Origin of the sequence: Klebsiella sp. K5-204 (assembly GCF_030128585.1) — a bacterium.
GTDB classification, from domain to species: domain Bacteria; phylum Pseudomonadota; class Gammaproteobacteria; order Enterobacterales; family Enterobacteriaceae; genus Klebsiella; species Klebsiella quasipneumoniae.
In genome coordinates this window covers 426,088-448,052 of sequence record NZ_JAKUZS010000002.1, presented here as the reverse complement: position 1 = coordinate 448,052, position 21,965 = coordinate 426,088, and the positions used below count along the sequence as shown (strand labels likewise).

The 21,965-nt window shown below is 57.9% G+C and carries 22 protein-coding genes, 1 other RNA gene, 1 pseudogene and 1 other annotated feature; of the genes and pseudogenes, 10 read left to right on the top strand and 14 right to left on the bottom strand.

Annotated features, from left to right (window positions below):
• Positions 1-200: 200 nt before the first annotated feature.
• A complete protein-coding gene (ydiK, locus tag MKR05_RS07615; RefSeq protein ID WP_107112517.1) occupies positions 201-1,313 on the top strand; it encodes an AI-2E family transporter YdiK in 1,113 nt (370 codons plus the stop codon).
• Positions 1,314-1,502: 189 nt separating this feature from the next.
• An RNA gene (gene rprA / locus MKR05_RS07610) (antisense sRNA RprA) lies at positions 1,503-1,610 on the top strand.
• An 86-nt stretch (positions 1,611-1,696) separates the two neighbouring features.
• Here the strand turns inward: rprA and ppsA are convergent.
• On the bottom strand, positions 1,697-4,075 hold the full coding sequence (gene ppsA, locus MKR05_RS07605) for a phosphoenolpyruvate synthase (protein ID WP_004203115.1): 2,379 nt from the start codon (positions 4,073-4,075) through the stop codon (positions 1,697-1,699).
• A gap of 75 nt (positions 4,076-4,150) precedes the next feature.
• Here ppsA and MKR05_RS07600 point away from each other — a divergent pair.
• The 4 genes and pseudogenes from MKR05_RS07600 to hemP all read left to right on the top strand — a co-directional run.
• Positions 4,151-4,267 (top strand): annotated as a pseudogene (locus MKR05_RS07600) (hypothetical protein); the annotation flags it as partial.
• Between the two features lie 147 nt (positions 4,268-4,414).
• Complete coding sequence (locus tag MKR05_RS07595) at positions 4,415-5,248, top strand: pyruvate, water dikinase regulatory protein (RefSeq protein WP_002909061.1); 834 nt, start codon at positions 4,415-4,417, stop codon at positions 5,246-5,248.
• A 154-nt stretch (positions 5,249-5,402) separates the two neighbouring features.
• Complete coding sequence (aroH, locus tag MKR05_RS07590) at positions 5,403-6,449, top strand: 3-deoxy-7-phosphoheptulonate synthase AroH (RefSeq protein ID WP_032453261.1); 1,047 nt, start codon at positions 5,403-5,405, stop codon at positions 6,447-6,449.
• 155 nt (positions 6,450-6,604) lie between these two features.
• Positions 6,605-6,784 carry a hemin uptake protein HemP gene (gene hemP, locus MKR05_RS07585; protein WP_086076121.1) on the top strand — a complete coding sequence of 60 codons (180 nt, stop codon included), beginning with the start codon at positions 6,605-6,607 and terminating at the stop codon, positions 6,782-6,784.
• Positions 6,785-6,813: 29 nt separating this feature from the next.
• Here hemP and selO read toward each other — a convergent pair whose 3' ends face one another.
• The 4 genes from selO to MKR05_RS07565 all read right to left on the bottom strand — a co-directional run bounded on the left by selO (position 6,814) and on the right by MKR05_RS07565 (position 10,216).
• On the bottom strand, positions 6,814-8,256 hold the full coding sequence (gene selO, locus MKR05_RS07580; protein ID WP_131095989.1) for a protein adenylyltransferase SelO: 1,443 nt from the start codon (positions 8,254-8,256) through the stop codon (positions 6,814-6,816).
• A gap of 113 nt (positions 8,257-8,369) precedes the next feature.
• Positions 8,370-8,834, bottom strand: a complete 465-nt coding sequence (locus MKR05_RS07575) for an NlpC/P60 family protein (protein ID WP_002909082.1) — start codon at positions 8,832-8,834, stop codon at positions 8,370-8,372.
• 81 nt (positions 8,835-8,915) lie between these two features.
• Positions 8,916-9,665 (bottom strand): vitamin B12 ABC transporter ATP-binding protein BtuD, encoded by a 750-nt coding sequence (btuD, locus tag MKR05_RS07570; protein ID WP_032453263.1) that lies wholly within the window; start codon positions 9,663-9,665, stop codon positions 8,916-8,918.
• Complete coding sequence (locus tag MKR05_RS07565; RefSeq protein WP_004203124.1) at positions 9,665-10,216, bottom strand: glutathione peroxidase; 552 nt, start codon at positions 10,214-10,216, stop codon at positions 9,665-9,667. The genes btuD and MKR05_RS07565 overlap by 1 nt, the downstream gene beginning before the upstream one ends.
• A 236-nt stretch (positions 10,217-10,452) precedes the next feature.
• Between MKR05_RS07565 and MKR05_RS07560 the strand changes: the two genes are divergently transcribed.
• The gene (locus MKR05_RS07560; RefSeq protein ID WP_023290107.1) at positions 10,453-11,253 is read left to right on the top strand and encodes a MetQ/NlpA family ABC transporter substrate-binding protein; all 801 of its coding nucleotides are present in this window, start codon (positions 10,453-10,455) and stop codon (positions 11,251-11,253) included.
• Positions 11,254-11,298: 45 nt separating this feature from the next.
• On the opposite strand, the gene btuC is transcribed toward MKR05_RS07560, so the two are convergent.
• Together btuC and MKR05_RS07550 are read right to left on the bottom strand one after the other, a co-directional pair.
• Complete coding sequence (btuC, locus tag MKR05_RS07555; protein WP_023290108.1) at positions 11,299-12,276, bottom strand: vitamin B12 ABC transporter permease BtuC; 978 nt, start codon at positions 12,274-12,276, stop codon at positions 11,299-11,301.
• 121 nt (positions 12,277-12,397) lie between these two features.
• Positions 12,398-13,831: a gluconate:proton symporter gene (locus tag MKR05_RS07550; protein ID WP_131095991.1), complete on the bottom strand. Its 1,434-nt coding sequence runs from the start codon at positions 13,829-13,831 to the stop codon at positions 12,398-12,400.
• 276 nt (positions 13,832-14,107) lie between these two features.
• Between MKR05_RS07550 and MKR05_RS07545 the strand changes: the two genes are divergently transcribed.
• The 3 genes from MKR05_RS07545 to MKR05_RS07535 are packed head-to-tail and all read left to right on the top strand — an operon-like array spanning position 14,108 to position 16,675.
• Positions 14,108-15,022: a LysR family transcriptional regulator gene (locus MKR05_RS07545; RefSeq protein WP_131095992.1), complete on the top strand. Its 915-nt coding sequence runs from the start codon at positions 14,108-14,110 to the stop codon at positions 15,020-15,022.
• A gap of 49 nt (positions 15,023-15,071) precedes the next feature.
• The gene (locus MKR05_RS07540) at positions 15,072-16,325 is read left to right on the top strand and encodes a D-amino acid dehydrogenase (RefSeq protein ID WP_131095993.1); all 1,254 of its coding nucleotides are present in this window, start codon (positions 15,072-15,074) and stop codon (positions 16,323-16,325) included.
• A complete protein-coding gene (locus MKR05_RS07535; protein ID WP_072419980.1) occupies positions 16,322-16,675 on the top strand; it encodes a RidA family protein in 354 nt (117 codons plus the stop codon). The genes MKR05_RS07540 and MKR05_RS07535 overlap by 4 nt, the downstream gene beginning before the upstream one ends.
• Positions 16,676-16,727: 52 nt before the next feature.
• Here MKR05_RS07535 and ihfA read toward each other — a convergent pair whose 3' ends face one another.
• The 7 genes from ihfA to infC all read right to left on the bottom strand — a co-directional run bounded on the left by ihfA (position 16,728) and on the right by infC (position 21,964).
• Positions 16,728-17,027, bottom strand: coding sequence for an integration host factor subunit alpha (ihfA, locus tag MKR05_RS07530; RefSeq protein WP_002909098.1), 300 nt, complete (start codon positions 17,025-17,027; stop codon positions 16,728-16,730).
• Between the two features lie 4 nt (positions 17,028-17,031).
• Entirely contained in the window at positions 17,032-19,419 is a 2,388-nt protein-coding gene (pheT, locus tag MKR05_RS07525; protein WP_112201451.1) for a phenylalanine--tRNA ligase subunit beta, read from the bottom strand.
• A 15-nt stretch (positions 19,420-19,434) separates the two neighbouring features.
• On the bottom strand, positions 19,435-20,418 hold the full coding sequence (gene pheS, locus MKR05_RS07520; RefSeq protein WP_002909105.1) for a phenylalanine--tRNA ligase subunit alpha: 984 nt from the start codon (positions 20,416-20,418) through the stop codon (positions 19,435-19,437).
• Positions 20,419-20,481: 63 nt separating this feature from the next.
• Positions 20,482-20,606, bottom strand: a sequence feature (Phe leader region).
• Positions 20,557-20,601: a pheST operon leader peptide PheM gene (gene pheM / locus MKR05_RS07515; protein ID WP_001386830.1), complete on the bottom strand. Its 45-nt coding sequence runs from the start codon at positions 20,599-20,601 to the stop codon at positions 20,557-20,559. It overlaps the preceding feature by 45 nt.
• Positions 20,607-20,724: 118 nt before the next feature.
• On the bottom strand, positions 20,725-21,081 hold the full coding sequence (rplT, locus tag MKR05_RS07510; RefSeq protein WP_000124850.1) for a 50S ribosomal protein L20: 357 nt from the start codon (positions 21,079-21,081) through the stop codon (positions 20,725-20,727).
• Between the two features lie 50 nt (positions 21,082-21,131).
• Entirely contained in the window at positions 21,132-21,329 is a 198-nt protein-coding gene (gene rpmI / locus MKR05_RS07505) for a 50S ribosomal protein L35 (protein WP_001124225.1), read from the bottom strand.
• 92 nt (positions 21,330-21,421) lie between these two features.
• Positions 21,422-21,964: a translation initiation factor IF-3 gene (gene infC, locus MKR05_RS07500; protein ID WP_004189469.1), complete on the bottom strand. Its 543-nt coding sequence runs from the start codon at positions 21,962-21,964 to the stop codon at positions 21,422-21,424.
• Between the last annotated feature and the right edge of the window lies 1 nt (position 21,965).

The following is a 21,965-nucleotide window of genomic DNA, read 5'->3' as shown; positions in this document are numbered from 1 at the left end:
ACTATGTTGTGTTTGAAAATATTGTGTTGGTGCTAACTAAACGTTTGCGTAGCGCATTCAACTTTTTATCACATTTTTTTCATATGCGCCCACGTGTTTTCTGTGCAAAATCAGCCCGGCAAAATTATTGATATTATTATCAGTACATGGATTTACGCGGCGCCAGCTTTTTGGCGCGACTGGAAAGGTAAAAATTCTCTATGAATAACCCCCATCAGCCTCGGGACATACCGCAAATACTGCTGTCGGTGCTGTTCCTGGCCCTGATTATCATATCCTGCCTGTGGGTTGTGCAGCCGTTTATTCTGTCCTTCGCCTGGGCCGGCACCGTGGTGATCGCCACCTGGCCGGTGCTGCTGCGTCTGCAGCGCGTGCTGTTCGGCAAACGGATGCTGGCGGTGCTGGCGATGACCCTGCTGCTGTTTTTGCTATTCGTGATTCCTATCGCTCTGCTGGTCAACAGCCTGGTGGATAACAGCGTTCCGCTGATCAAACTCATCAGCAGCGGAAATGTGACGCTGCCGGATTTCGCCTGGCTCAACAGCGTGCCGCTGGTCGGCGATAAGCTCTACGCCGCCTGGCATGGCCTGCTGGATATGGGCGGCTCGGCGATTATGGCCAAGGTTCGCCCCTACATTGGCACCACCACCAGCTGGTTTGTCGGTCAGGCGGCGCACATCGGCAAGCTGCTGGTCTACTGCGGCCTGATGCTGTTATTCAGCGCGCTGCTTTACTGGCGCGGCGAGCAGGTAGCCTACGGTTTTCGCTATTTCGCCACGCGCCTGGCGGCTAAACGCGGTGACGCCGCCGTGCTGCTGGCCGGCCAGGCCGTGCGCGCCGTGGCGCTGGGCGTGGTGGTGACGGCCCTCACTCAGGCGGTGCTGGGCGGGATCGGCCTTGCCATCTCCGGCGTGCCCTACGCCGCCCTGCTGACCGTGGTGATGATCTTTACCTGTCTGGTCCAGCTCGGGCCTTTGCTGGTTCTGGTGCCGTCGATTATCTGGCTTTACTGGAGCGGGGACACCACCTGGGGCACCGTGCTGCTGGTGTGGAGCTGCGTGGTCGGCACCATGGACAACGTTATCCGTCCGGTGCTTATCCGTATGGGCGCCGACCTGCCGATGATCCTCATTCTTACCGGCGTCATTGGCGGCCTGATCGCCTTCGGCATGATCGGCCTGTTTATCGGTCCGGTGCTGCTGGCCGTCTCCTGGCGCCTGTATGACGCCTGGGTGCACGAAGTGCCGCCGCCGCCGAAAGACCCCGATGTCGTGCTTGAAGAGCTCAGCGAGCTGGAGGCCGGGCGCAAGTAATGCCCTGTCAGGCGGGGGGACCCGCCTGTCTTGCCCCAGGACAATTGTTAAGCAAAATTAATTGATCGCCGGCAAAACGCCAGCCTTGTATGCCCCGCACCCGCTTTTACCCTCCCGGTCCTTCACAACAATTTAACTATTGAGAGGAATCTGATCGACGGCAAAGGCCCCGCTGCCTACTATTAGCTCACGGTTATAAATCAACACCTTGATTTATAAGCATGGAAATCCCCTGAGTGAAACAACGAATTGCTGTGTGTAGTCTTTGCCCATCTCCCACGATGGGCTTTTTTTTGTCCTGCGCATCGCGACGCCGGGCGGCCTGACACCGGCAAAAAAAATCCCCGGCATCGCTGCCGGGGATCTGTACTGTCAGGGCGAACTTATTTATTCAGTTCCGCCAGACCTAACCAGGTTTGCACCACGGTATCCGGGTTGAGGGACAGGCTATCAATCCCCTCCTCCATCAGCCAGGCGGCGAAATCTTCATGGTCAGACGGCCCCTGGCCGCAGATGCCGACGTATTTACCCTGCTGCTTCGCCGCGCGGATCGCCATCGACAGCAGCGCTTTCACCGCGTCGTTGCGTTCATCAAACAGCTCAGAGACCACACCGGAGTCGCGGTCCAGACCGAGCGCCAGCTGGGTCATGTCGTTCGAGCCGATGGAGAAGCCGTCGAAGTACTCGAGGAACTGCTCGGCCAGCAACGCGTTCGACGGGATCTCGCACATCATGATGATCTTCAGCCCGTTCTCGCCGCGCTTCAGCCCCTGACGCTCCAGCTCTTCGACCACCGCTTTCGCCTGGGCGACGGTACGGACGAACGGCACCATCACTTCGACGTTGGTCAGCCCCATGTCGTTACGCACGCGCTTCATCGCTTCACATTCCAGCGCGAAGCAGTCGCGGAAGCTTTCGGAAACGTAGCGTCCGGCGCCGCGGAAGCCGAGCATTGGGTTCTCTTCTTCCGGCTCATAGCGCTCGCCGCCCACCAGGTTGGCGTATTCGTTCGACTTGAAGTCAGAGAGGCGCACAATCACCCGTTTCGGATAGAAAGCGGCGCCAAGGGTGGCGATCCCTTCGGTCAGGCGGCCAACGTAGAACTCTCTCGGCGAATCGTAGCCTTTCATCAGCTCGCGGATTTCGTTCTGCAGGCCCGGCTCCTGGTCGTCAAACTCCAGCAGCGCGCGCGGGTGAACGCCAATCATGCGGTTGATGATAAATTCCAGCCGCGCCAGACCCACGCCTTCGTTCGGCAGGCAGGCGAAGTCGAAGGCGCGATCCGGGTTGCCGACGTTCATCATCACCTTCAGCGGCAGATCCGGCATGTCGCCGACGCTGGAGCTCTTGACGCTGAAGTCCAGCAGCTCGGCGTAGACATAGCCGGTGTCGCCTTCGGCGCAGGAGACGGTCACGTTCTGGTTTTCCTGAATGCGATCGGTGGCATCGCCGCAGCCGACCACCGCCGGAATACCCAGCTCACGAGCGATGATCGCCGCGTGGCAGGTACGTCCGCCGCGGTTGGTGACGATCGCCGAGGCTTTCTTCATGATCGGTTCCCAGTCCGGGTCGGTCATATCGGTAACCAGCACATCGCCTGGCTCAATGCGGTTCATCTCGCTGATATCGTGGATCACCTTCACCGGACCGGCGCCAATGCGGTGGCCGATGGCGCGCCCTTCGGCGATGATCTGCCCCTGAGCGTGGAGGGTATAACGCTCCATCACCTGGCCGCGGGAACGCACGGTTTCCGGACGCGCCTGGACGATAAACAGCTTACCGGTGTGGCCATCTTTCGCCCACTCGATATCCATCGGACGGCCGTAGTGCTTCTCGATCTGCACCGCCTGCTTCGCCAGCTCCTGCACCTCCTCGTTGGTTAACGAGAAGATATCGCGCTGCGCCTGCGGCACATCTTCGATACGCACCTGCTTGCCGTGCTCTTGAGTCGGCGCGTAAACCATGCGGATCTTTTTCGACCCCATGGTGCGGCGCACGATCGCCGGGCGGCCAGCGGCCAGCGTCGGTTTGTGGACGTAGAATTCGTCCGGGTTCACCGCGCCCTGCACCACCATCTCGCCCAAACCCCACGCCGAGGTGATAAACACCACCTGGTCAAAGCCGGATTCGGTATCGATGGAGAACATGACGCCGGAGGAGGCCAGATCGGAGCGGACCATCCTCTGCACCCCGGCGGAGAGCGCCACGCCGCGGTGATCGTAACCCTGATGCACGCGATAGGAGATCGCGCGATCGTTAAACAGTGAAGCAAACACGTGCTTCACGGCAACGAGCACGGCGTCAAAGCCCTGCACGTTGAGGAATGTCTCTTGCTGCCCGGCGAAGGAGGCGTCCGGCATATCTTCCGCGGTGGCGGAAGAGCGCACGGCGAATGAGGCCTCGGCGTCATCGGCGGACAGCAGGTCATAAGCATCGCGAATCGCGTTTTCCAGTTCGCTCTGGAAGGGGGTATCGATGATCCACTGTCGGATCTGCGCGCCCGCTTTCGCTAATGCGGAAACGTCGTCAATGTCGGTTTCATCCAGCAGCGCATAAATGCGCTGGTTAACACCGCTTTGGTCCAGGAACTGATTGAAAGCATCAGCGGTGGTGGCAAACCCGTTAGGTACGGACACACCCATACCGGACAGATTCGTAATCATTTCACCAAGGGAGGCATTTTTGCCCCCAACTCTGTCTACATCATTCATGCCGAGTTGGTTATACCAAAGCACCAGCGGTGACGAGCCATTGTTGGACATCGAGACAATCCTTTTGTGATTTAATACCAGTGAAAAAAATTTCACGATCGACTGCAAGATTATCCTGACATATTTATGGTGCTGAAAAAAACGGTGAATCGTTCAAGCAAATTATTTTTTCTTTTTTCGGACTGTTCCCCCGATATAGATAACTCAATGATTTTTAGGAATTATGACAAAAAACGCTGGAAATTACGGCAAAAAAAAGAAAATGAACCACCCTTTTCATAAAAAACAAAAATAGCGTTTCAATTTTAAGAAGAGACAAATCAAACAGGGATATGCTTAAATTTAATATCCGCTTTCAGGCAATTAAACTCATTATACCGGATGGTCAAAATGGAAAGTGCTGTAGATCGCCACGTATTTTATATTTCTGACGGTACCGCCATTACGGCGGAGGTGCTGGGGCATGCCGTCATGTCGCAATTCCCGGTCGCCATCAGCAGCGTGACCCTGCCGTTTGTGGAAAATATCAGCCGCGCGCGGGCGGTGAAAGAGCAGATCGACGCCATTTATCAGCAAACGGGCATCCGCCCGCTGGTGTTCTATTCCATCGTTATTCCGGAGATCCGCGATATCATTCTGCAAAGCGAGGGCTTTTGTCAGGATATCGTTCAGGCGCTGGTGGCCCCGCTGCAGCAGGAGCTCAACCTCGACCCGACGCCAGTGGCCCACCGCACCCACGGCCTGAACCCCGGGAACCTGATCAAATACGATGCGCGCATCGCCGCCATCGATTACACCCTCGCCCATGACGATGGCATCTCGCTGCGCAACCTTGACCAGGCGCAGGTGATCCTCCTCGGCGTGTCGCGCTGCGGCAAGACGCCCACCAGTCTGTACCTCGCTATGCAGTACGGCATTCGCGCCGCCAACTATCCGTTTATCGCCGACGATATGGACAATCTGGTTCTGCCGGCGTCGCTGAAACCCCTGCAGCATAAGATGTTCGGCCTGACCATCAATCCGGAGCGTCTGGCGGCGATCCGCGAGGAGCGCCGGGAGAACAGCCGCTACGCTTCGCTGCGCCAGTGTCGGATGGAAGTGACCGAAGTGGAGGCGCTGTATCGCAAGAATAAAATTCCCTGCCTGAACAGCACCAACTATTCCGTTGAGGAAATAGCGACAAAAATCATGGACATCATGGGGCTGAATCGCAGGATGTACTAATACACTAGTACATTATTGAAAATTTGTTTATGCTATCACCCGTGGCCTATACAGGATCATGCCCTGCTCTTGCAATAAGCAGGGATTGGTTTATCGTGATGCGCATCACTTCCCGGCATTTTCGCTGGCGAAGAAACAGATTTTTGAGACCCCAATGAATAAAACAGACGAATTGCGTACCGCGCGCATTGAAAGCCTGGTAACGCCCGCGGAGCTGGCCCAGCGCCATCCCGTCACCGCCGACGTGGCCGCCCACGTCTCGGCCTCCCGTCGCCGCATTGAAAAAATCCTCAACGGCGAAGACCGCCGCCTGCTGGTGATTATCGGCCCCTGCTCCATTCACGACACCGACGCGGCGATGGAGTATGCCCGCCGCCTGCAGACCATGCGCGAGCGCTACCAGCCGCAGCTGGAGATCGTGATGCGCACCTACTTTGAAAAACCCCGTACCGTGGTGGGCTGGAAAGGCTTAATCTCCGACCCGGACCTCAACGGCAGCTATCGGGTCAACCACGGTATTGAACTGGCACGGCGCCTGCTGCTGCAGGTTAATGAGCTGGGGGTGCCGACGGCCACCGAGTTTCTCGATATGGTGACCGGTCAGTTTATCGCCGATCTCATCAGCTGGGGAGCCATCGGGGCGCGCACCACGGAAAGTCAGATCCACCGTGAAATGGCCTCGGCGCTCTCCTGCCCGGTCGGGTTTAAAAACGGTACCGACGGCAATACGCGCATCGCCGTAGACGCCATCCGCGCCTCCCGCGCCAGCCATATGTTCCTCTCTCCGGACAAGCAGGGGCAGATGACGATTTACCAGACCAGCGGCAACCCGTACGGGCATATCATTATGCGCGGCGGCAAACGGCCGAACTATCACGCCGAGGATATCGCCGCCGCCGGCGAGGCGCTGCGTGAATTCAATCTGCCGGAGCAGCTGGTGGTCGACTTCAGCCATGGCAACTGCCAGAAGCAGCATCGCCGTCAGCTGGAGGTGTGCGCCGATATCTGTCAGCAAATTCGCGCGGGCTCTACCGCCATCGCCGGCATTATGGCGGAGAGCTTCCTGCAGGAAGGGACCCAGAAAGTGGTTCCCGGCCAGCCGCTGGCCTGGGGCCAGTCGATCACCGATCCCTGCCTGAGCTGGGAAGACAGCGAACGTTTATTGAGCGAACTGGCGGCCGCCACGGCCACCCGTCTGTGACCGCTCCGCCCGCCGCGCCTGCGGTGGGCGATCCCCTTCTGCCATTCCCCTACCAAATTCGGTAACACGATAAATAACGCTTGCCGTCAAAAACAACATTATTGATAATGATTATCATTGTTGCTTTGATTTTTATTTTGAGAGCTATGACGCGTATGGATAACACTGCCACAGCTGAAAAACCAAAAGACAATGCCCCCTATCCCATGGCGACGGACAGACAGATCAGCAGTCGGGTTCTGTTAGGCAGCGAAGGACGGGTAGTCATTGAGCATGGCGGCCAGCGCTATCTGCTGCGCCAGACCCACGCCGGGAAGTTGATCCTGACCAAATAATTGCCCCGCAGCAAGCGGGGCGAGGCGAGTTAGCTCGAGCAGCTGACTTCCAGACGTTTCCCCCAGTCCGGCGGCCGGCGGACGTAGTCGTCCTCGCGATCGGTGAAGGGATCGGCCAGCGCGGCATGCAGACGCTCCAGCTCCCCCATATCGCCAGCCTCAGCCTGCTCGATCGCCCGCTGCGCCAGCCAGTTACGTAACACCAGCGCCGGGTTGACGCCCTGCATCCGCTGCTGGCGCTGGGCATCCTCCACCTGTTCACCACGAAGCCGCGCGCGATAGCCGGCGAACCAGCTGTCGAATGCCGCACGGTCGATAAACTCGTCGCGCAGCGGCGTGGCCGCGCTGAGCTGTTCGCTGTGGCTCAGCAGGCGGAACGTTCGGGTATAGTCGCTTCTCTCGCGGATCATCAGGGCAAACAGACCGTCGAGCAGATCGTTATCCCCTTTCTGCTGAGTGAACAGGCCAAGTTTGTCGCGCATCCGCTGGCCATAGGCGGTCAGCAAGGCGTGCTGATACTCATCCAGCGCCGCGTTCAGCGCTTCGGCGCTGATAAACGGCGACAGCGACTGGGCCAGACGCTGCAGATTCCACAGCCCCACCGCCGGCTGGTTTTCAAAACTGTAGCGCCCCTGGTAATCGGAGTGGTTGCAGATAAAGTCCGGCTGAAAATCGTCAAGGAAGCCATACGGCCCGTAGTCGATGGTCAAACCGAGAATCGACATGTTGTCGGTATTCATCACCCCATGGGCAAAGCCCACGGTTTGCCAGCTGGCGATGGTCTGCGCGGTACGCGTGACAACGTCACGGAACCATAACAGGTACTTGTCCGCTTCATCCTGCAGCTGCGGCCAGTGGTGACGAATGACATAATCGGCCAGCTGCTGAACCTTCTGCGGCTCGCGACGATAGTAAAAATGTTCGAAATGACCAAAGCGGACATGGCTCTCGGCCACCCGCATCAGCATCGCGCCAGGCTCCACGCGCTCGCGGTAGACCGGGGTATCGCTGGTGACCATCGCCAGGGCGCGCGTCGTCGTGATCCCCAGGGCGTGCATCGCCTCCGACGCCAGGCTTTCCCGGATCGTCGAGCGCAGCACGGCGCGGCCGTCCCCCATCCGTGAATAGGGGGTCAGGCCGGCGCCTTTCAGATGCCAGTCGTAACGGCGGCCATCCGCCAGCTGCTGCTCACCGAGCAGGATCCCGCGTCCGTCGCCCAGCTGGCCGGCCCAGGCGCCAAACTGATGGCCACTGTAAACCTGCGCCAGCGGTGACATGCCCGGGAGCAGCGCTTCGCCGCCCCAGACGCCGGCCCCGCTTTCCGGCGCAAACAACGCGTCAGGGACGCCCAGCTGTTGCGCCAGCGGAGCGTTGCGCCAGATGAGTCGGGCGTTATCGAGCGGCGTCGGTGACAGGGAAGTGTAAAAGTCCGGCAGTTCATCCCGCCAGTGGGTGGTAAAAGAAAGGGTCATGGTTCCTCCTCTCTCCAGTGTAGTGCCTGGAACAGCGGATTAACACGGGCGGAGTGCAGGGTTATCGGCATAAAAAAGGGAAGCGCTCGCTTCCCTCCGGCCGCTGAATGACGTCAGATACGCCGCGCCTGCCAGAATTTTTTGTTCCAGTAGACGTTATCCAGCGAGGAACGGGTGACGCCCTGACTGGTGGAGGCATGAATAAACTGGTTATCGGTATCGTAGATGCCGACGTGCAGGCCGCTTTCGCCTGAGCCGGTTTTGAAGAACACCAGATCGCCGGGCAGCAGATCGCGCTTATCAATACGGGTGCCGATTTCCGCCTGCTCGCGGGTTTCGCGCGGCAGCTGGAGGGCAAATTTATCGCGAAACGTGCGCACCACAAAGCCGGAGCAGTCGACGCCGCGCGGCGTCATGCCGCCGTAGCGATACGGTGCGCCGCGCCAGCTGCGCAGCTGCTCGTTCAGATTCGCCACCACCGTAATGGAGTCAGCCAGCCGAGGATTCGGCGGCGGTGCCCGATGGCTGCTGCAGCCGGCTAAAATTAACGCCGCCGCCAACATGAACCAGAAGCGCATTTCAGATGATCCCTCTGTCCCTAGTCTCTTTATCGCAATAATTTAGCTTGTTTATCAATATAGTGACAAGATAACTGCGTGCTACTGTGACGCGATGAGCATAATATGACCGGCCACCTCCACGCGCTGGAACGGGATCGCATAGGCAGCGGTTAAATTTTCCTCGTTCAGCACCTCGGCGGTCTCCCCGCAGGCGATGGCTTCCCCCTGGCAGAGCAGCCAGCTCTGTCCGGCATGGCGCAAAGTGTGGTTGAGATCGTGACTGCTCATCACCACCGCGATTCCCGCCGCGCTCAGCTCGCGTAACAGCCGATCCAGCGCCGCCTGCTGGGCCACATCCAGACTGTTCATCGGCTCATCCAGCAGCAGCAGCTGACCCGCGGGATTGCTTAAGGGATCGATCTGCAGGATCACTGCCGCCAGCCGCACGCGCTGCCACTCGCCGCCCGACAGCTGATTGACCTGACGGCCCAGCTTATTGTCAAGGCCAAGCCTGGCCGCGATATCGTTCACCCGGGCGCTGTCGCCCTGCTGCTGCCTGTGCAGCGCCAGATAGTGCCACACCGGCATGGCGAACGGCGGGGTCTGCTGCTGGCACAGATATCCGCGGCGGCGCGCCAGCTCCGTCGCCGGCCACTCGTCAAGCAACCGTCCGTTAAAATGAATCGTGCCGGGGCCGTCGGACAGCCCCGCCATGCGGGCCAGCAGCGTGCTCTTCCCTGCGCCGTTCGGCCCCACCAGGTGAACGATCTCCCCGGCGCGAAAGGCCGCAGAAAACGGGGCCAGACGCCCCGCCGCTTCTACATCCTGTAGCTGCATCAGAAACGACATTATTTCGCCAGCGCTCCTTTAATCGCCGCCACCAGCTGCGGATCGTCCGGCGTCATATCCGGAGAGAAGCGCTGAATGACGTTGCCCTGGCGATCGACGAGAAATTTTTCGAAATTCCACAGAATGTCGTCCACGTACAGCGGCGCGCGGCCCTTGCTGGCCATCCGCTCATAAAAACCGCTACCTTCCGGGGCCACCGCCTTCGGCGCGGCGGCAACCAGCTTTTGATAGAGCGGTGCGCGATGCTCGCCGTTGACGTCAATCTTGCTGAACAGCGGGAAGGTGACGCCGTAGGTGGTGCTGCAGAAGGTCTTAATCTCTTCTTCACTCCCCGGCTCCTGGCCGAGGAACTGGTTGCAGGGGAAGCCCAGCACGCTGAAGCCCTCGCCGGCAAACTGCTTTTGCAGGTCCTCCAGTTGCTCATACTGCGGCGTCAGGCCGCATTTGGAGGCCACATTGACGATCAGCAGTACCTTGCCGGCAAAGGATGCCAGGGTGGTCTTCTCGCCATCAATGGTCGTCACTTCGGTATTCAGAATGTCATGTTGCATAGCCTGTCCTCAATGGATAAACCGGTTTCCGGTGAAGGTGATCCCTATCTACTGTAGCGGATTCAGCGCCCGCCATTCTACTGCCAATCCCCGCGAGTTGTCGCATGATGTAACAGCGCTTCGCTGCCCGTCGGCAACATGAAATCCTCTCAATTGGGCATGCACCTATTTACGTGTACAGTGTTCCATGAATGTAATATGGTTTCGTTACTTGTTAATTTAAGAGAGTTTTGTTGATGAAGAAGTTGTTTAGCCTGGCGTTAATCGCCGCCTCTGTCGCCCTGCTGAGCGCCTGCTCTCCGGATGAAGATAATAAAGTGAAAGTCGCTATCAATACCGGGCCGGACGAAGCCATCTGGAAAGTGGTGGAGCAAGTGGCGAAGGATAAATATCACCTCGACGTCGAAGTGGTCTCCTTCAATGATTATGTGCTGCCTAACGAAGCGCTGAACAACAAAGATGTGGATGCCAACGCCTTCCAGACCCTGCCGTACCTTGAGGCGCAGTCGAAAGAGCGCGGCTATAAATTCACAGTGGTCGGTAAAACCTTTGTCTTCCCTATCGCCGCCTATTCACATCGTATCAAAAATATCAGCGAGCTCCCCGAGGGAGCGACGGTGACCATCTCTAATGAAACCACTACCCTGGGCCGCAGCCTGCTGCTGCTTCAGGCGCAGGGGCTGCTCAAGCTGAAACCGGGCGTCGGCTATTTACCCACCACGCTGGATATCATCGACAACCCGAAACAGCTGAAAATTGTGGAGGTGGATACCCCGCAGCTGACCCGCACCCTGGATGACCCGAACGTCAGCCTGTCAATCATTAACACCAACTTCTCCGCCCAGGCGGGCCTGTCGGCCGCCCGCGACGGCCTGTTCATGGAGGGACCAGATTCCCCTTACGTGAATGCGATTGTCGCCCGCGAGGATAACAAGGACAGCAAGAAAATTCAGGAACTGAAAGCCGCCTTCCAGACCAGTGAAGTCGCGGAAAAAGCGAAGGAAGTCTACAAAGGCGACGCGATCAAAGGCTGGTAAGCCCGAGCCGGCGCCGTCCCTGCAGACGGCGTCGCGCTATCCCCGTCACCGCGAGCGCAGCAGCAACCAGATAAAGACCGGCGCGCCCAGCGTCGCCGTCACCACGCCAATCGGCAGCTCAGCGGCGGAAAGCGCCAGCCGGGCGATAATATCCGCCCCCAGCAAGGCGCTTGCCCCTGCCAGCATGCAGGCCGGGAGCAAGACCCGGTGATCGCTCAAGCCGCATAGCCGCAGAATGTGCGGAATTACCAGGCCGATAAAGCCAATCGCCCCCGCCAGCGCCACGCTCACGCCGACCATCCAGCCGGTCGCCACCACCAGCAGCTTACGCCACAGCCACAGCGGCAGCCCGAGCTGACGGGCGGAGACTTCGCCCAGCGCCAGTAAATTCAGGGGTTGCGACTGCAGACAGACCCAGCAGAGCGCTGGCAGGAGGGCTATCATCAGCCACAGCTGCTGCCAGTCGACGCCGCCAAACCCGCCCATCATCCAGTACATCAGCTGACGCAGATCAAAAGAGGTGGAGAAGTAGACCGCCCAGGTCATCAGGGCGCTGCAGATGATCCCCAGCGCCACCCCCGCCAGCAGCAGGCGGCTGGTGGAAAGATGGCGGCGGGCAAAACGCAGCAGAATAAAGGTGATCAGCAGCGCGCCCAGGATCGCGCACAGCCCGAGCGCCCAGCCCGGTAACAGGCCTTTACCCAGCAGGACGGCGGCAATCAGCCCGACGCCCGCGCCGTTGGAGACGCCCAGCAGACCCGGTTCCGCCAGCGGATTTTCAAACAGCGCCTGCATTATCGCCCCGGAGAGCGCCAGCGCCGCCCCCACCAGCAGCACCGCCAGGGTCCGCGGCAGGCGGATCTGCCAGATAAACAGCTGACCTTTGGCGCTGAGCCACTCGCCGGGCGGGATCCATTGATCCCCCGCGCACAGGCTGATCAGCAGGGTGACCAGCAGCAACAGCGTTAAACCAAGGAGCCAACGCCGGCTGCGGCGCTGTTGAAGATGGGCGAGAGTCAGCATAGATTCCATTACGCAGTGGGAACAAGAGGCTGATTTTACGGTGGGTGTCGCGGTGAGAAAAGGAAAACCTCACGACCAAAGGTCGACGCGGAGGACGCTCCCCCCCGTCGACCATCCCGCTTTACACCAGAATCTGAAACAGCAGCGCGAAGAGAATGATGTTCGCCACCACGATTGCCCAGCCGTTATAGAGCATATACTTCAGATGTGTAGACTGCGCCAGCCCCATCTGGCCGAACATGTCCGATGAGGGAAACGGCCCGAACCAGTCCACCTGAGACGAGGCCAGCAGCACCGCGGTGGTCCCCTGCGGCGGCACGCCGGCGGCCATCAGCATTGGGCCAAAGATTTTATGCGTAAAGGTCATCTGGGCTACCGCCGCGCCGGGCACATGGCCGATTATATTGAACGCGAAGATGCTAAAGCACAGCCAGGCCGGGGAGATCCCCTCCAGCAGCGGCTGGGTATACTCCAGCAGCCCCTGATAGGCGTGCAGGCCATCCATCAGCTCAAGGATCGGGTTATACAGCCAGTAGAGAATAAACATCCACACCAGACGACCGCAGCCGTGATACAGCGCCTGCAGGATCTGCGTCGGCCGCAGGCCGCCCACCAGCCCGGTCATCAGCGCCACCAGCAGCATGACGATAATCGCAAAGCTGAAGCCGGCTTTAATCACCACCCCAACCACCGCCATCACGATGATGGTCGCGGCGAAAGCCAGCGCGCTTAATTTACGCCGGCGCTGCTGCGCGGCGCTAAGGTCCTCTTGCGGCTTTTCCGAGAGATCGACCTCATAGCGCAGTTTGCCTTCGGTCATCTTCTGGATCCGTCCGGCCATGATCCAGCCGGCTAACAGGGTGACGGCGCTCATCGGCAGGCCGACATACAGCAGATAATCCGGATAGCTCAGACCGCCGAGGCTGAGGATCGTCACGGTGCTGGGGGTGAAGGGCCCGGTAAAGAGTCCAACGGAACCGGCGGTCATCATCAGCGCGGCTACCGTCGGCGGCGTTAAGCGTACCGCCGCCGCTACGGGGATAATCACTGCGACAATAATCGCATTGCCGCCGGCCATGGTGCCCAGCGAACCGCAAATTAAAATCGATGACACCACAATGCCGAACTTGACCCGCGTCTGGCTCGACAGCCCAATACGGTGGACCACGAATTTCACCAGTTCAACCGCCGCGCCGGTGCGGGTGGCCACTTCCCCCACGCCGGCGCCGAGCATAATGATAAGCCCGACGGTGGCAATAAATGACCCGGTGGACTTCGCCAGCATCGCGCCCATTTCCGGCAGACCGGTCGAGGTCATGATCATGGCGATAATAATCGAGGAGATGACCGCCAGCACAATATCGACGCCGATCAGCGATAATATCGCTAACGCCACCAGCGGCGTAAATCCCAGCAGGCCAAGCTCGCTGCCCGGTCGACCGTGGCACCACAGCGCAATCAACACGAACAGCAGCAATAACAGACCGGTAATAACGTTTTTTCGCGTGATATTTCGTCTGACAAGCGTATTGCCTGCGAGCGTTGATTCACTCATAACACTCCTTAATGCCAATCAATCCGACCATGATGGTCAGGTGGTGTATGGGGGCCTGCTCAGAAAATATCCTCCCTCTTTTTCATTATTGGCCGCAGCCTGAGGGTCTGGTGGGGTACAAAGGAAACGATTCTGAGAGCGTTTTATTCCGCCATCAGGCGGGGCCAGCAGCACAATATGTAACCAATGCGCTGATTGGTGATTAAATTTATGTTAACTTAGTGTTAGTAGAAAATGACTTTTTATCGGTAGGCTATAACCCTGAGTTAACTGTTCATGAAACTGCGTCATCTGGAAATCTTCTATGCCGTCATGACCTGCGGCTCTCTGTCACGGGCGGCGGAATCGCTCAATATCTCCCAGCCAGCGGCCAGCAAAGCGCTAAAAAGCGCCGAACTGAAGCTGGGCTTTACCCTGTTTCAGCGGGTGCGCGGCAAGCTGCTGCCGACCAGCGAGGCGATCACACTTTTCGAAAAAGCGCAGACTATTTATCAGGACCTTGATAACCTGCGCCTGCTGGCCGATAACCTGGCCCGCGATCCGCGCGCCAAAATCACCTTAGGCTGTCTGCCGAGCCTGGGGTTAAGCCTGGTGCCGGAGCTGGTGACCGATTTTTATCAGCAAAACAGCAACCTGGTGATGACGCTCACCACCGAGCACACCGAGACGCTGGTCAGAAAACTGGATTTACGCGAGATAGACTTAGCGCTGACGCTGCAGCCGGTGCAGCAGGGAGAGATCCTTACCACCCTCATTGCCGAAGTGCCGCTGGTCTATATCGACCGTCATTATCGTCAGGGAGTGGTGGATATCAGCCAGATCGACCAGCAGCGCTGGATCTCGCCGGGGCCGCACTCGCTCTCCGCCGCCATCGCCACCCGTCGCGACTTTTCCACTACCCGGCTGAATGTCCAGACCTACTACATGGCCACCGAGTTCGTGAAGCGCGGCATGGGCTGCAGCATTACCGATATCTTTTCTGCCCAGCACAACCTGGCTCCCGAGATGATCCATCCCATTACGCCGCCGATGGCCATTAACCTCTGCCTGCTGCGTCGGGCCGACGTTTCCCTGAGCCCGATGGCGCAAAAATTCGTCGATTTTCTCTGCCAGCGCCTGCGCCAGCAGCTCAAGGAGATTAACCTGCGGTTATACCCTGACCATAAAAAGTCAATTGCGCCGCCAGGGTAAATGCTTTGACATAACCCGATAAATTAAACAGCGGTGGATATATCGGGTTATGAACAAACTCATTGTCATTATCGGCGGCGGCGTGGTCGGTCTGGCCACGGCCTGGGAACTGATTAAGCGCGGCCATCAGGTGCAATTACTGGAGCGCAACGGCGAACCGGCCAGCGCCACCAGTTTTGCCAACGGCGGACAATTAAGTTACCGCTACGTCGCCCCCCTTGCCGACAGCGGCGTTCCCCTGCAGGGGATAAAATGGATGGGCAAAGCCGATTCGCCGCTCAATATGCGTCTCAATATCTCTTTACAGCAGTGGCGCTGGCTGCTGCAGTTCCTGCGCGCCTGTAATAGCCAGACCAATAAAATAAACGGCGCTCATATATTGCGTCTGTCGCTGCTCAGCCGGCAGGTCATGCAGTCGTGGCGGGAAGAGGATAATCTTGCCGATTTTCACTGGCGGCGCAGCGGAAAATTAATTATCCATCGCCGGGAATATGATTTTACTAAAGCGGCAAAAGGGATAGATCCTCAGTATCAGCAGGCGCTGAATGCTGAAGCCTGCCTGCAGCTGGAACCGGCGCTAAAACATATCAGCCCTTCGCTGCAGGGCGGAATTTATTCGCCGGGGGATGAAACGGCGGATTGCCATCAATTTTGCCTTGCGCTGATCGACAAGCTCACCGCCAGCAGCCGCTTCAGCCTGCTGACCCACTGTGAGGTGCAGCGGCTCGCCAGGCGCGGCGGACGCGTCAGCGCCCTGGAGACCAGCCGCGGGACCATCACCGGCGATGAGTACGTCGTCGCCGCCGGCAACGGCAGCGGTCCGCTGCTGGGGCACATGGGCGTTCGCGTGCCGCTCTGCGCCCTGAAGGGGTACAGCCTGACCCTTCCCTATCCGCAGCAGGCGGGCATTGCGCCGGACATCAGCGTCACCGATTACGGGCACAAAATCGTTTATGCCCGCCTGGGCCAGCAGCTGCGCATCGCGGCGATGGTGGACATCGGCTACGACGGCGACACACTGCGCGAGAGCCGCATTCAGGCGCTGAAAAAAATCGTCTCCCGCAGTTTTCCCGAACTCGAGGGGTTGGACCAGGCCGAAGCCTGGACCGGCATGCGCCCCTCAACGCCAGCCGGGCCACCGCTACTTGGACGCGCCGGCTACCCCAACCTGTGGATGAATCTCGGCCAGGGCAGCCTCGGTTTTACCCTCGCCGCCGGCAGCGCGGTGGTGCTGGGCGCGTTAATCGACAATCAGATGCCAGACATTTCTTTAGAAGGTCTAACATGGAAACAAACCGCATGACAATCATTCGCAATCATCCTCAACCTCGTCTTTCCGCCAGCGTTGCGTATGGCAATCTGCTGTTCCTCTCCGGACAGACGCCGAAAAGCAACGAGGAGGACATCGCCTTGCAGACCCGCGAAGTGCTGGAGAAAATCGACGCCCTGCTGGCGGCGGCCGGGAGCGATAAGCGGCACATTCTCTCCGCGCAGATCTGGCTGAAAAATATCGAGCGTGACTTTGCCGCGTTCAATGAGGCGTGGGTGGAGTGGATGCCGGAAGGCCATAGCCCGGCGCGCGCGGCCGTGCAGGCGGAGATGGCGCGACCAGAAATCCTGGTGGAGATCATGCTCACCGCCGTTAAAGCGTAAGATTCGACAGAAAAGAAAAAGGCCGCAATGCGGCCTTTTTAATTAGTTCAGATTATTTGTCTTTAGGCGACGCGTTTTCGACACGGCTTTTCAGCTTCTGACCGGGTCTGAAGGTCACCACGCGCCGGGCTGTAATGGGAATATCCTCCCCCGTCTTCGGGTTACGTCCCGGGCGTTGGTTTTTATCCCGCAAATCGAAGTTGCCGAACCCGGAGAGTTTGACCTGTTCTCCGTTTTCCAGAGCACGACGGATCTCTTCGAAAAACAACTCGACCAGTTCTTTGGCATCCCGCTTGCTAAGCCCAAGCTTATCAAACAGATATTCTGACATTTCAGCTTTTGTAAGCGCCATAGGTTCAATCCCTCAATGATGCCTGGAATCGCTCTTTTAATGCCTCTACACATCTGGCAACGGTAGCGGCAATCTCCTCTTCTTCGAGTGTACGGCTGGTATCCTGCAGGATCAGGCTAATCGCAAGGCTCTTATACCCTTCCGCCACACCTTTACCACGGTACACGTCAAATAAGTTTACGCCAACTACCTGATTTACGCCAACTTTCTTACATTCGGCTAAAACATCGGCGGCAGCCACGTTTTCCGCGACCAGCACCGCGATGTCGCGACGGTTCGCCGGGAAGCGGGAAATGTCGCGCGCCTGAGGCACCACGCGGTCTGCGAGCTTGTTCCACTCCAGTTCAAACACCAGAGTGCGACCGTTCAGATCCAGTTTACGTTCCAGCTCAGGATGAACAACCCCAATGAAACCAATGCGTTCACCTTTAAGATAAATCGCTGCGGATTGCCCCGGATGCAGCGCGGTGGTCGCTTCAGCACGGAATTCGATATCCGCTAATTTTCCGGTTAAATCCAGAACGGCTTCCAGATCGCCTTTCAGATCATAGAAATCGACCGTCTCTTTCGCCAGTGTCCAGTGCTCTTCGTAGCGGTTGCCGCAGATCGCCCCGGCCAGCATCACATCCTGACGAATGCCCAGCGGCGCATTGGTGTCCGGCACAAAGCGCAGACCGCTCTCAAAGATGCGAACCCGGCTCTGCTGACGGTTCTGGTTGTAGACCACGGTCCCCAGCAGGCCAGTCCACAGCGACAGGCGCATCGCCGACATTTCGCTGGAGATCGGGCTTGGCAGGATCAGCGCCTCTTCACCGGCGTGGATCAGCTGCTGGACTTTCGGGTCGACGAAGCTGTAGGTGATCACTTCCTGATAGCCTTTGTCATTCAGCAGCGTTTTCACGCGCTTCAGCGACAGGTCGGCTTCACGGTGGGTACCCATGATCAGACCCGCCTGCACCGGCTCATCAGGAATGTTGTTGTAGCCATAAACGCGAGCCACTTCCTCGACCAGATCCTCTTCGATCTCCATGTCGAAACGCCAGCTCGGGGCCACCGCCTGCCATTCGCCCTCGCCCACCGTCACTTCGCAGCCGAGGCGCTGAAGAATGTCAGTGACCTGCGCGTCGTCGATATGGTGGCCAATCAGGCGATCCAGTTTGCTACGACGCAGAGTGATGGTGGCGCGTTGTGGCAGGGTCGCTTCGTTAGTCACGTCGATCACCGGGCCGGCTTCGCCGCCGCAGAGGTCGATCAGCAGACGCGTGGCGCGCTCCAGCGCTTTATACTGCAGGGCCGGATCGACGCCGCGCTCATAGCGATGAGAGGCATCGGTGTGCAGGCCGTGACGGCGCGCGCGGCCGGTAATGGACAGCGGGCTGAAGAAGGCACACTCCAGCAGTACGTTCTGGGTTTCGTCGTTAACGCCGGAGTGTTCCCCGCCGAAGATCCCGCCCATTGCCAGCGCTTTGTTGTGGTCAGCAATGACCAGGGTATCGCTGTCGAGCTTCGCTTCGGAGCCATCGAGCAGGACCAGGGTTTCACCCTCTTTCGCCATGCGCACCACGATCCCGCCTTCGATACGGTCGCGGTCAAAGGCGTGCATCGGCTGGCCCAGCTCAAGCAGCACATAGTTGGTCACGTCAACCACCGCGTCGATGGAGCGGATCCCGCAGCGGCGCAGTTTCTCTTTCATCCACAGCGGCGTCGGCGCTTTGACGTTGATGCCTTTCACCACGCGGCCCAGATAGCGCGGGCACGCCTGCGGGGCGTCAACCTGAATCGGCAGCACATCGTCAATGGTGGCGGCTACCGGGGTGATTTCCGGCGCGTTCAGCGGCGCCTTGTTCAGCACGGCCACATCGCGCGCGACGCCGATGATGCCCAGGCAGTCGGCGCGGTTCGGGGTGACGCTGATTTCGATGGTGTTATCGTCAAGCTTCAGATATTCGCGAATATCGGTACCGATCGGCGCATCCGCCGGCAGCTCGATAATTCCGCTATGATCATCGGAAATGCCCAGCTCGGAGAAGGAGCACAGCATCCCCTCTGACGGCTCGCCGCGCAGCTTTGCCGCTTTGATTTTAAAATCGCCCGGCAGCACGGCGCCGATGGTCGCCACGGCGACTTTCAGCCCCTGACGACAGTTTGGCGCGCCGCAGACGATGTCCAGCAGGCGTTCGCCGCCGACGTTGACTTTGGTGACGCGCAGTTTGTCGGCGTTCGGGTGCTGACCGCACTCCACTACTTCACCGACAACGACGTCGTTGAAGCTGCCGGCAACCGGCTCAACGCCGTCCACTTCGAGGCCCGCCATGGTGATCTGATCGGAAAGCGCTTCGCTGTCGATCGCCGGGTTCACCCACTCGCGTAACCACAGTTCACTGAATTTCATTGTTCTGTCCTGCCCTTATTTAAACTGTTTGAGGAAACGCAGATCGTTTTCGAAGAACGCGCGCAGATCGGTGACGCCATAGCGCAGCATGGTCAGACGCTCCATGCCCATGCCGAAGGCGAAGCCGGAGTACACTTCCGGATCGATACCCACGTTGCGCAGCACGTTCGGGTGCACCATCCCGCAGCCCAGCACTTCCAGCCATTTGCCGTTTTTACCCATCACGTCAACTTCCGCGGACGGCTCGGTGAACGGGAAGTAGGACGGACGGAAGCGTACCTGCAGATCTTCTTCAAAGAAGTTGTTCAGGAAGTCGTGCAGGGTTCCTTTCAGGTTGGTGAAGCTGATGTTTTTATCAACGATCAGACCTTCCATCTGGTGGAACATCGGGGTGTGGGTCTGATCGTAGTCGTTACGATAGACGCGGCCCGGCGCGATAATACGGATGGGCGGCTGCTGGTTTTCCATGGTGCGGATCTGCACGCCGGAGGTCTGGGTGCGCAGCAGGCGAGTGGCATCGAACCAGAAAGTGTCGTGGTCAGCGCGCGCCGGATGGTGGCCCGGGATATTCAGCGCATCGAAGTTGTGGTAATCATCTTCGATTTCCGGGCCCGTCGCCACGGTAAAGCCGAGCTCACCGAAGAAACTTTCAATACGGTCGATGGTGCGGGTGACCGGATGCAGACCGCCATTCTCAATGCGGCGGCCCGGCAGCGAGACGTCGATGGTCTCTGCAGCCAGACGAGCATTCAGCGCCGCGCCTTCCAGTTCGGCTTTGCGCGCGTTCAGCGCCTGCTGTACCTGCTCTTTCGCTTCGTTGATGACCGCACCGGCTGCCGGACGCTCTTCCGGCGGCAACTCACGCAGGGTGGTCATTTGCAGGGTCAGATGCCCTTTCTTACCCAGGTATTCCACGCGGACGTTGTCCAGCGCAGCAACATCTGATGCCTCGTTAATGGCTGCCTTGGCACTGGCAACCAGCTCTGCGAGATGTGACATGGTTTTCCTCATTATGTCGGTGCAGACACCGGTTATAGTGAAATTAATATTCCGAATCCATATACGAAAAAAGCCTCCACAGGGGAGGCTTTCTGGCGCTGTTTTCCGTTTCTTCTTTCACGCGCTAGCCTCCTGAGTTCAGGTGCTAAAGTAAAAAAAGAAGCGGAAAATAGCAGCATTCATGCTTGCATTACCTTGTCTGGTAAGAAACGTCAGACCTGTATTGAAAAGCCTGCGCCGATAAAAGTCAATGTATTGATGGTGTTGAAACGAAAAGAGGGAGACAAGCTCCCTCTTTCAACTGGCTTATGCCAGAGCTGCTTTCGCTTTTTCGACCAGAGCGGTGAACGCTACTTTGTCGAATACGGCGATGTCAGCCAGGATCTTACGGTCGATTTCAACAGAGGCTTTTTTCAGGCCATTGATGAATTTGCTGTAAGAAATACCGTTCTGACGTGCTGCTGCGTTGATACGTGCAATCCACAGTTGACGGAACTGACGTTTACGTTGACGACGGTCACGGTAAGCGTACTGACCAGCTTTGATAACAGCCTGGAAGGCAACGCGGTATACGCGAGAACGCGCACCGTAGTAGCCTTTAGCTTGTTTCAAAATTTTCTTGTGACGTGCACGTGCAATTACACCACGTTTTACGCGAGCCATGTGTGCTCTCCTGTATCTATTCTAAGTTAAAAAAGTTAAACGTTAACGACTTATGCGTACGGCAGGCACGCGATAACCAGGCCCAGATCGCCTTTGGAAACCATGGCTTTCGGACGCAGGTGACGTTTACGCTTGGTAGCTTTTTTAGTCAGAATGTGACGCAGGTTAGCGTGCTTGTGCTTAAAACCACCTTTACCGGTTTTTTTGAAGCGCTTAGCAGCACCGCGTACGGTCTTAATTTTTGGCATTTTAATAACTTCCACTTCGCATTGTTAATAAACGAAACAAAGGCGAACAAAACCAGTGAGCCGAAGCCCACCGGAAATGTTTCTTGATGGCCTTACTGTTTCTTCTTAGGAGCGAGCACCATGATCATCTGGCGGCCTTCGATCTTCGTTGGGAAGGATTCGACTACTGCCAGTTCAACCAGATCGTCTTTCACGCGGTTAAGCACTTCCATACCGATCTGCTGGTGGGCCATCTCACGACCGCGGAAACGCAGCGTGATTTTGGCCTTATCGCCATCTTCGAGAAAGCGAATCAGGCTGCGGAGTTTTACCTGATAGTCACCTTCATCAGTACCAGGGCGGAATTTAATTTCCTTAACCTGGATAACTTTCTGCTTCTTCTTCTGTTCCTTAGAAGACTTACTCTTTTCATAAAGGAACTTGCCGTAGTCCATGATACGACAAACTGGCGGCTCGGCGTTAGGGCTGATTTCAACTAAATCTACTCCAGCCTCTTCAGCCTTTTCGATAGCTTCTCTCAGACTCACAATACCCAGCTGCTCACCTTCCAGACCTGTTAAGCGAACTTCCTGGGCGCGAATCTCGCCATTGATACGATTCGGACGTGCCGTTTGAACTCGTTTTCCGCCTTTAATA

Coding starts and splice junctions, on each gene's coding strand:
- ydiK (WP_107112517.1), top strand. CDS start 201: ATGAATAACCCCCATCAGCCTCGGGACATACCGCAAATACTGCTGTCG.
- ppsA (WP_004203115.1), bottom strand. CDS start 4,075: ATGTCCAACAATGGCTCGTCACCGCTGGTGCTTTGGTATAACCAACTC.
- MKR05_RS07595 (WP_002909061.1), top strand. CDS start 4,415: ATGGAAAGTGCTGTAGATCGCCACGTATTTTATATTTCTGACGGTACC.
- aroH (WP_032453261.1), top strand. CDS start 5,403: ATGAATAAAACAGACGAATTGCGTACCGCGCGCATTGAAAGCCTGGTA.
- hemP (WP_086076121.1), top strand. CDS start 6,605: ATGGATAACACTGCCACAGCTGAAAAACCAAAAGACAATGCCCCCTAT.
- selO (WP_131095989.1), bottom strand. CDS start 8,256: ATGACCCTTTCTTTTACCACCCACTGGCGGGATGAACTGCCGGACTTT.
- MKR05_RS07575 (WP_002909082.1), bottom strand. CDS start 8,834: ATGCGCTTCTGGTTCATGTTGGCGGCGGCGTTAATTTTAGCCGGCTGC.
- btuD (WP_032453263.1), bottom strand. CDS start 9,665: ATGTCGTTTCTGATGCAGCTACAGGATGTAGAAGCGGCGGGGCGTCTG.
- MKR05_RS07565 (WP_004203124.1), bottom strand. CDS start 10,216: ATGCAACATGACATTCTGAATACCGAAGTGACGACCATTGATGGCGAG.
- MKR05_RS07560 (WP_023290107.1), top strand. CDS start 10,453: ATGAAGAAGTTGTTTAGCCTGGCGTTAATCGCCGCCTCTGTCGCCCTG.
- btuC (WP_023290108.1), bottom strand. CDS start 12,276: ATGCTGACTCTCGCCCATCTTCAACAGCGCCGCAGCCGGCGTTGGCTC.
- MKR05_RS07550 (WP_131095991.1), bottom strand. CDS start 13,831: ATGAGTGAATCAACGCTCGCAGGCAATACGCTTGTCAGACGAAATATC.
- MKR05_RS07545 (WP_131095992.1), top strand. CDS start 14,108: ATGAAACTGCGTCATCTGGAAATCTTCTATGCCGTCATGACCTGCGGC.
- MKR05_RS07540 (WP_131095993.1), top strand. CDS start 15,072: ATGAACAAACTCATTGTCATTATCGGCGGCGGCGTGGTCGGTCTGGCC.
- MKR05_RS07535 (WP_072419980.1), top strand. CDS start 16,322: ATGACAATCATTCGCAATCATCCTCAACCTCGTCTTTCCGCCAGCGTT.
- ihfA (WP_002909098.1), bottom strand. CDS start 17,027: ATGGCGCTTACAAAAGCTGAAATGTCAGAATATCTGTTTGATAAGCTT.
- pheT (WP_112201451.1), bottom strand. CDS start 19,419: ATGAAATTCAGTGAACTGTGGTTACGCGAGTGGGTGAACCCGGCGATC.
- pheS (WP_002909105.1), bottom strand. CDS start 20,418: ATGTCACATCTCGCAGAGCTGGTTGCCAGTGCCAAGGCAGCCATTAAC.
- rplT (WP_000124850.1), bottom strand. CDS start 21,081: ATGGCTCGCGTAAAACGTGGTGTAATTGCACGTGCACGTCACAAGAAA.
- rpmI (WP_001124225.1), bottom strand. CDS start 21,329: ATGCCAAAAATTAAGACCGTACGCGGTGCTGCTAAGCGCTTCAAAAAA.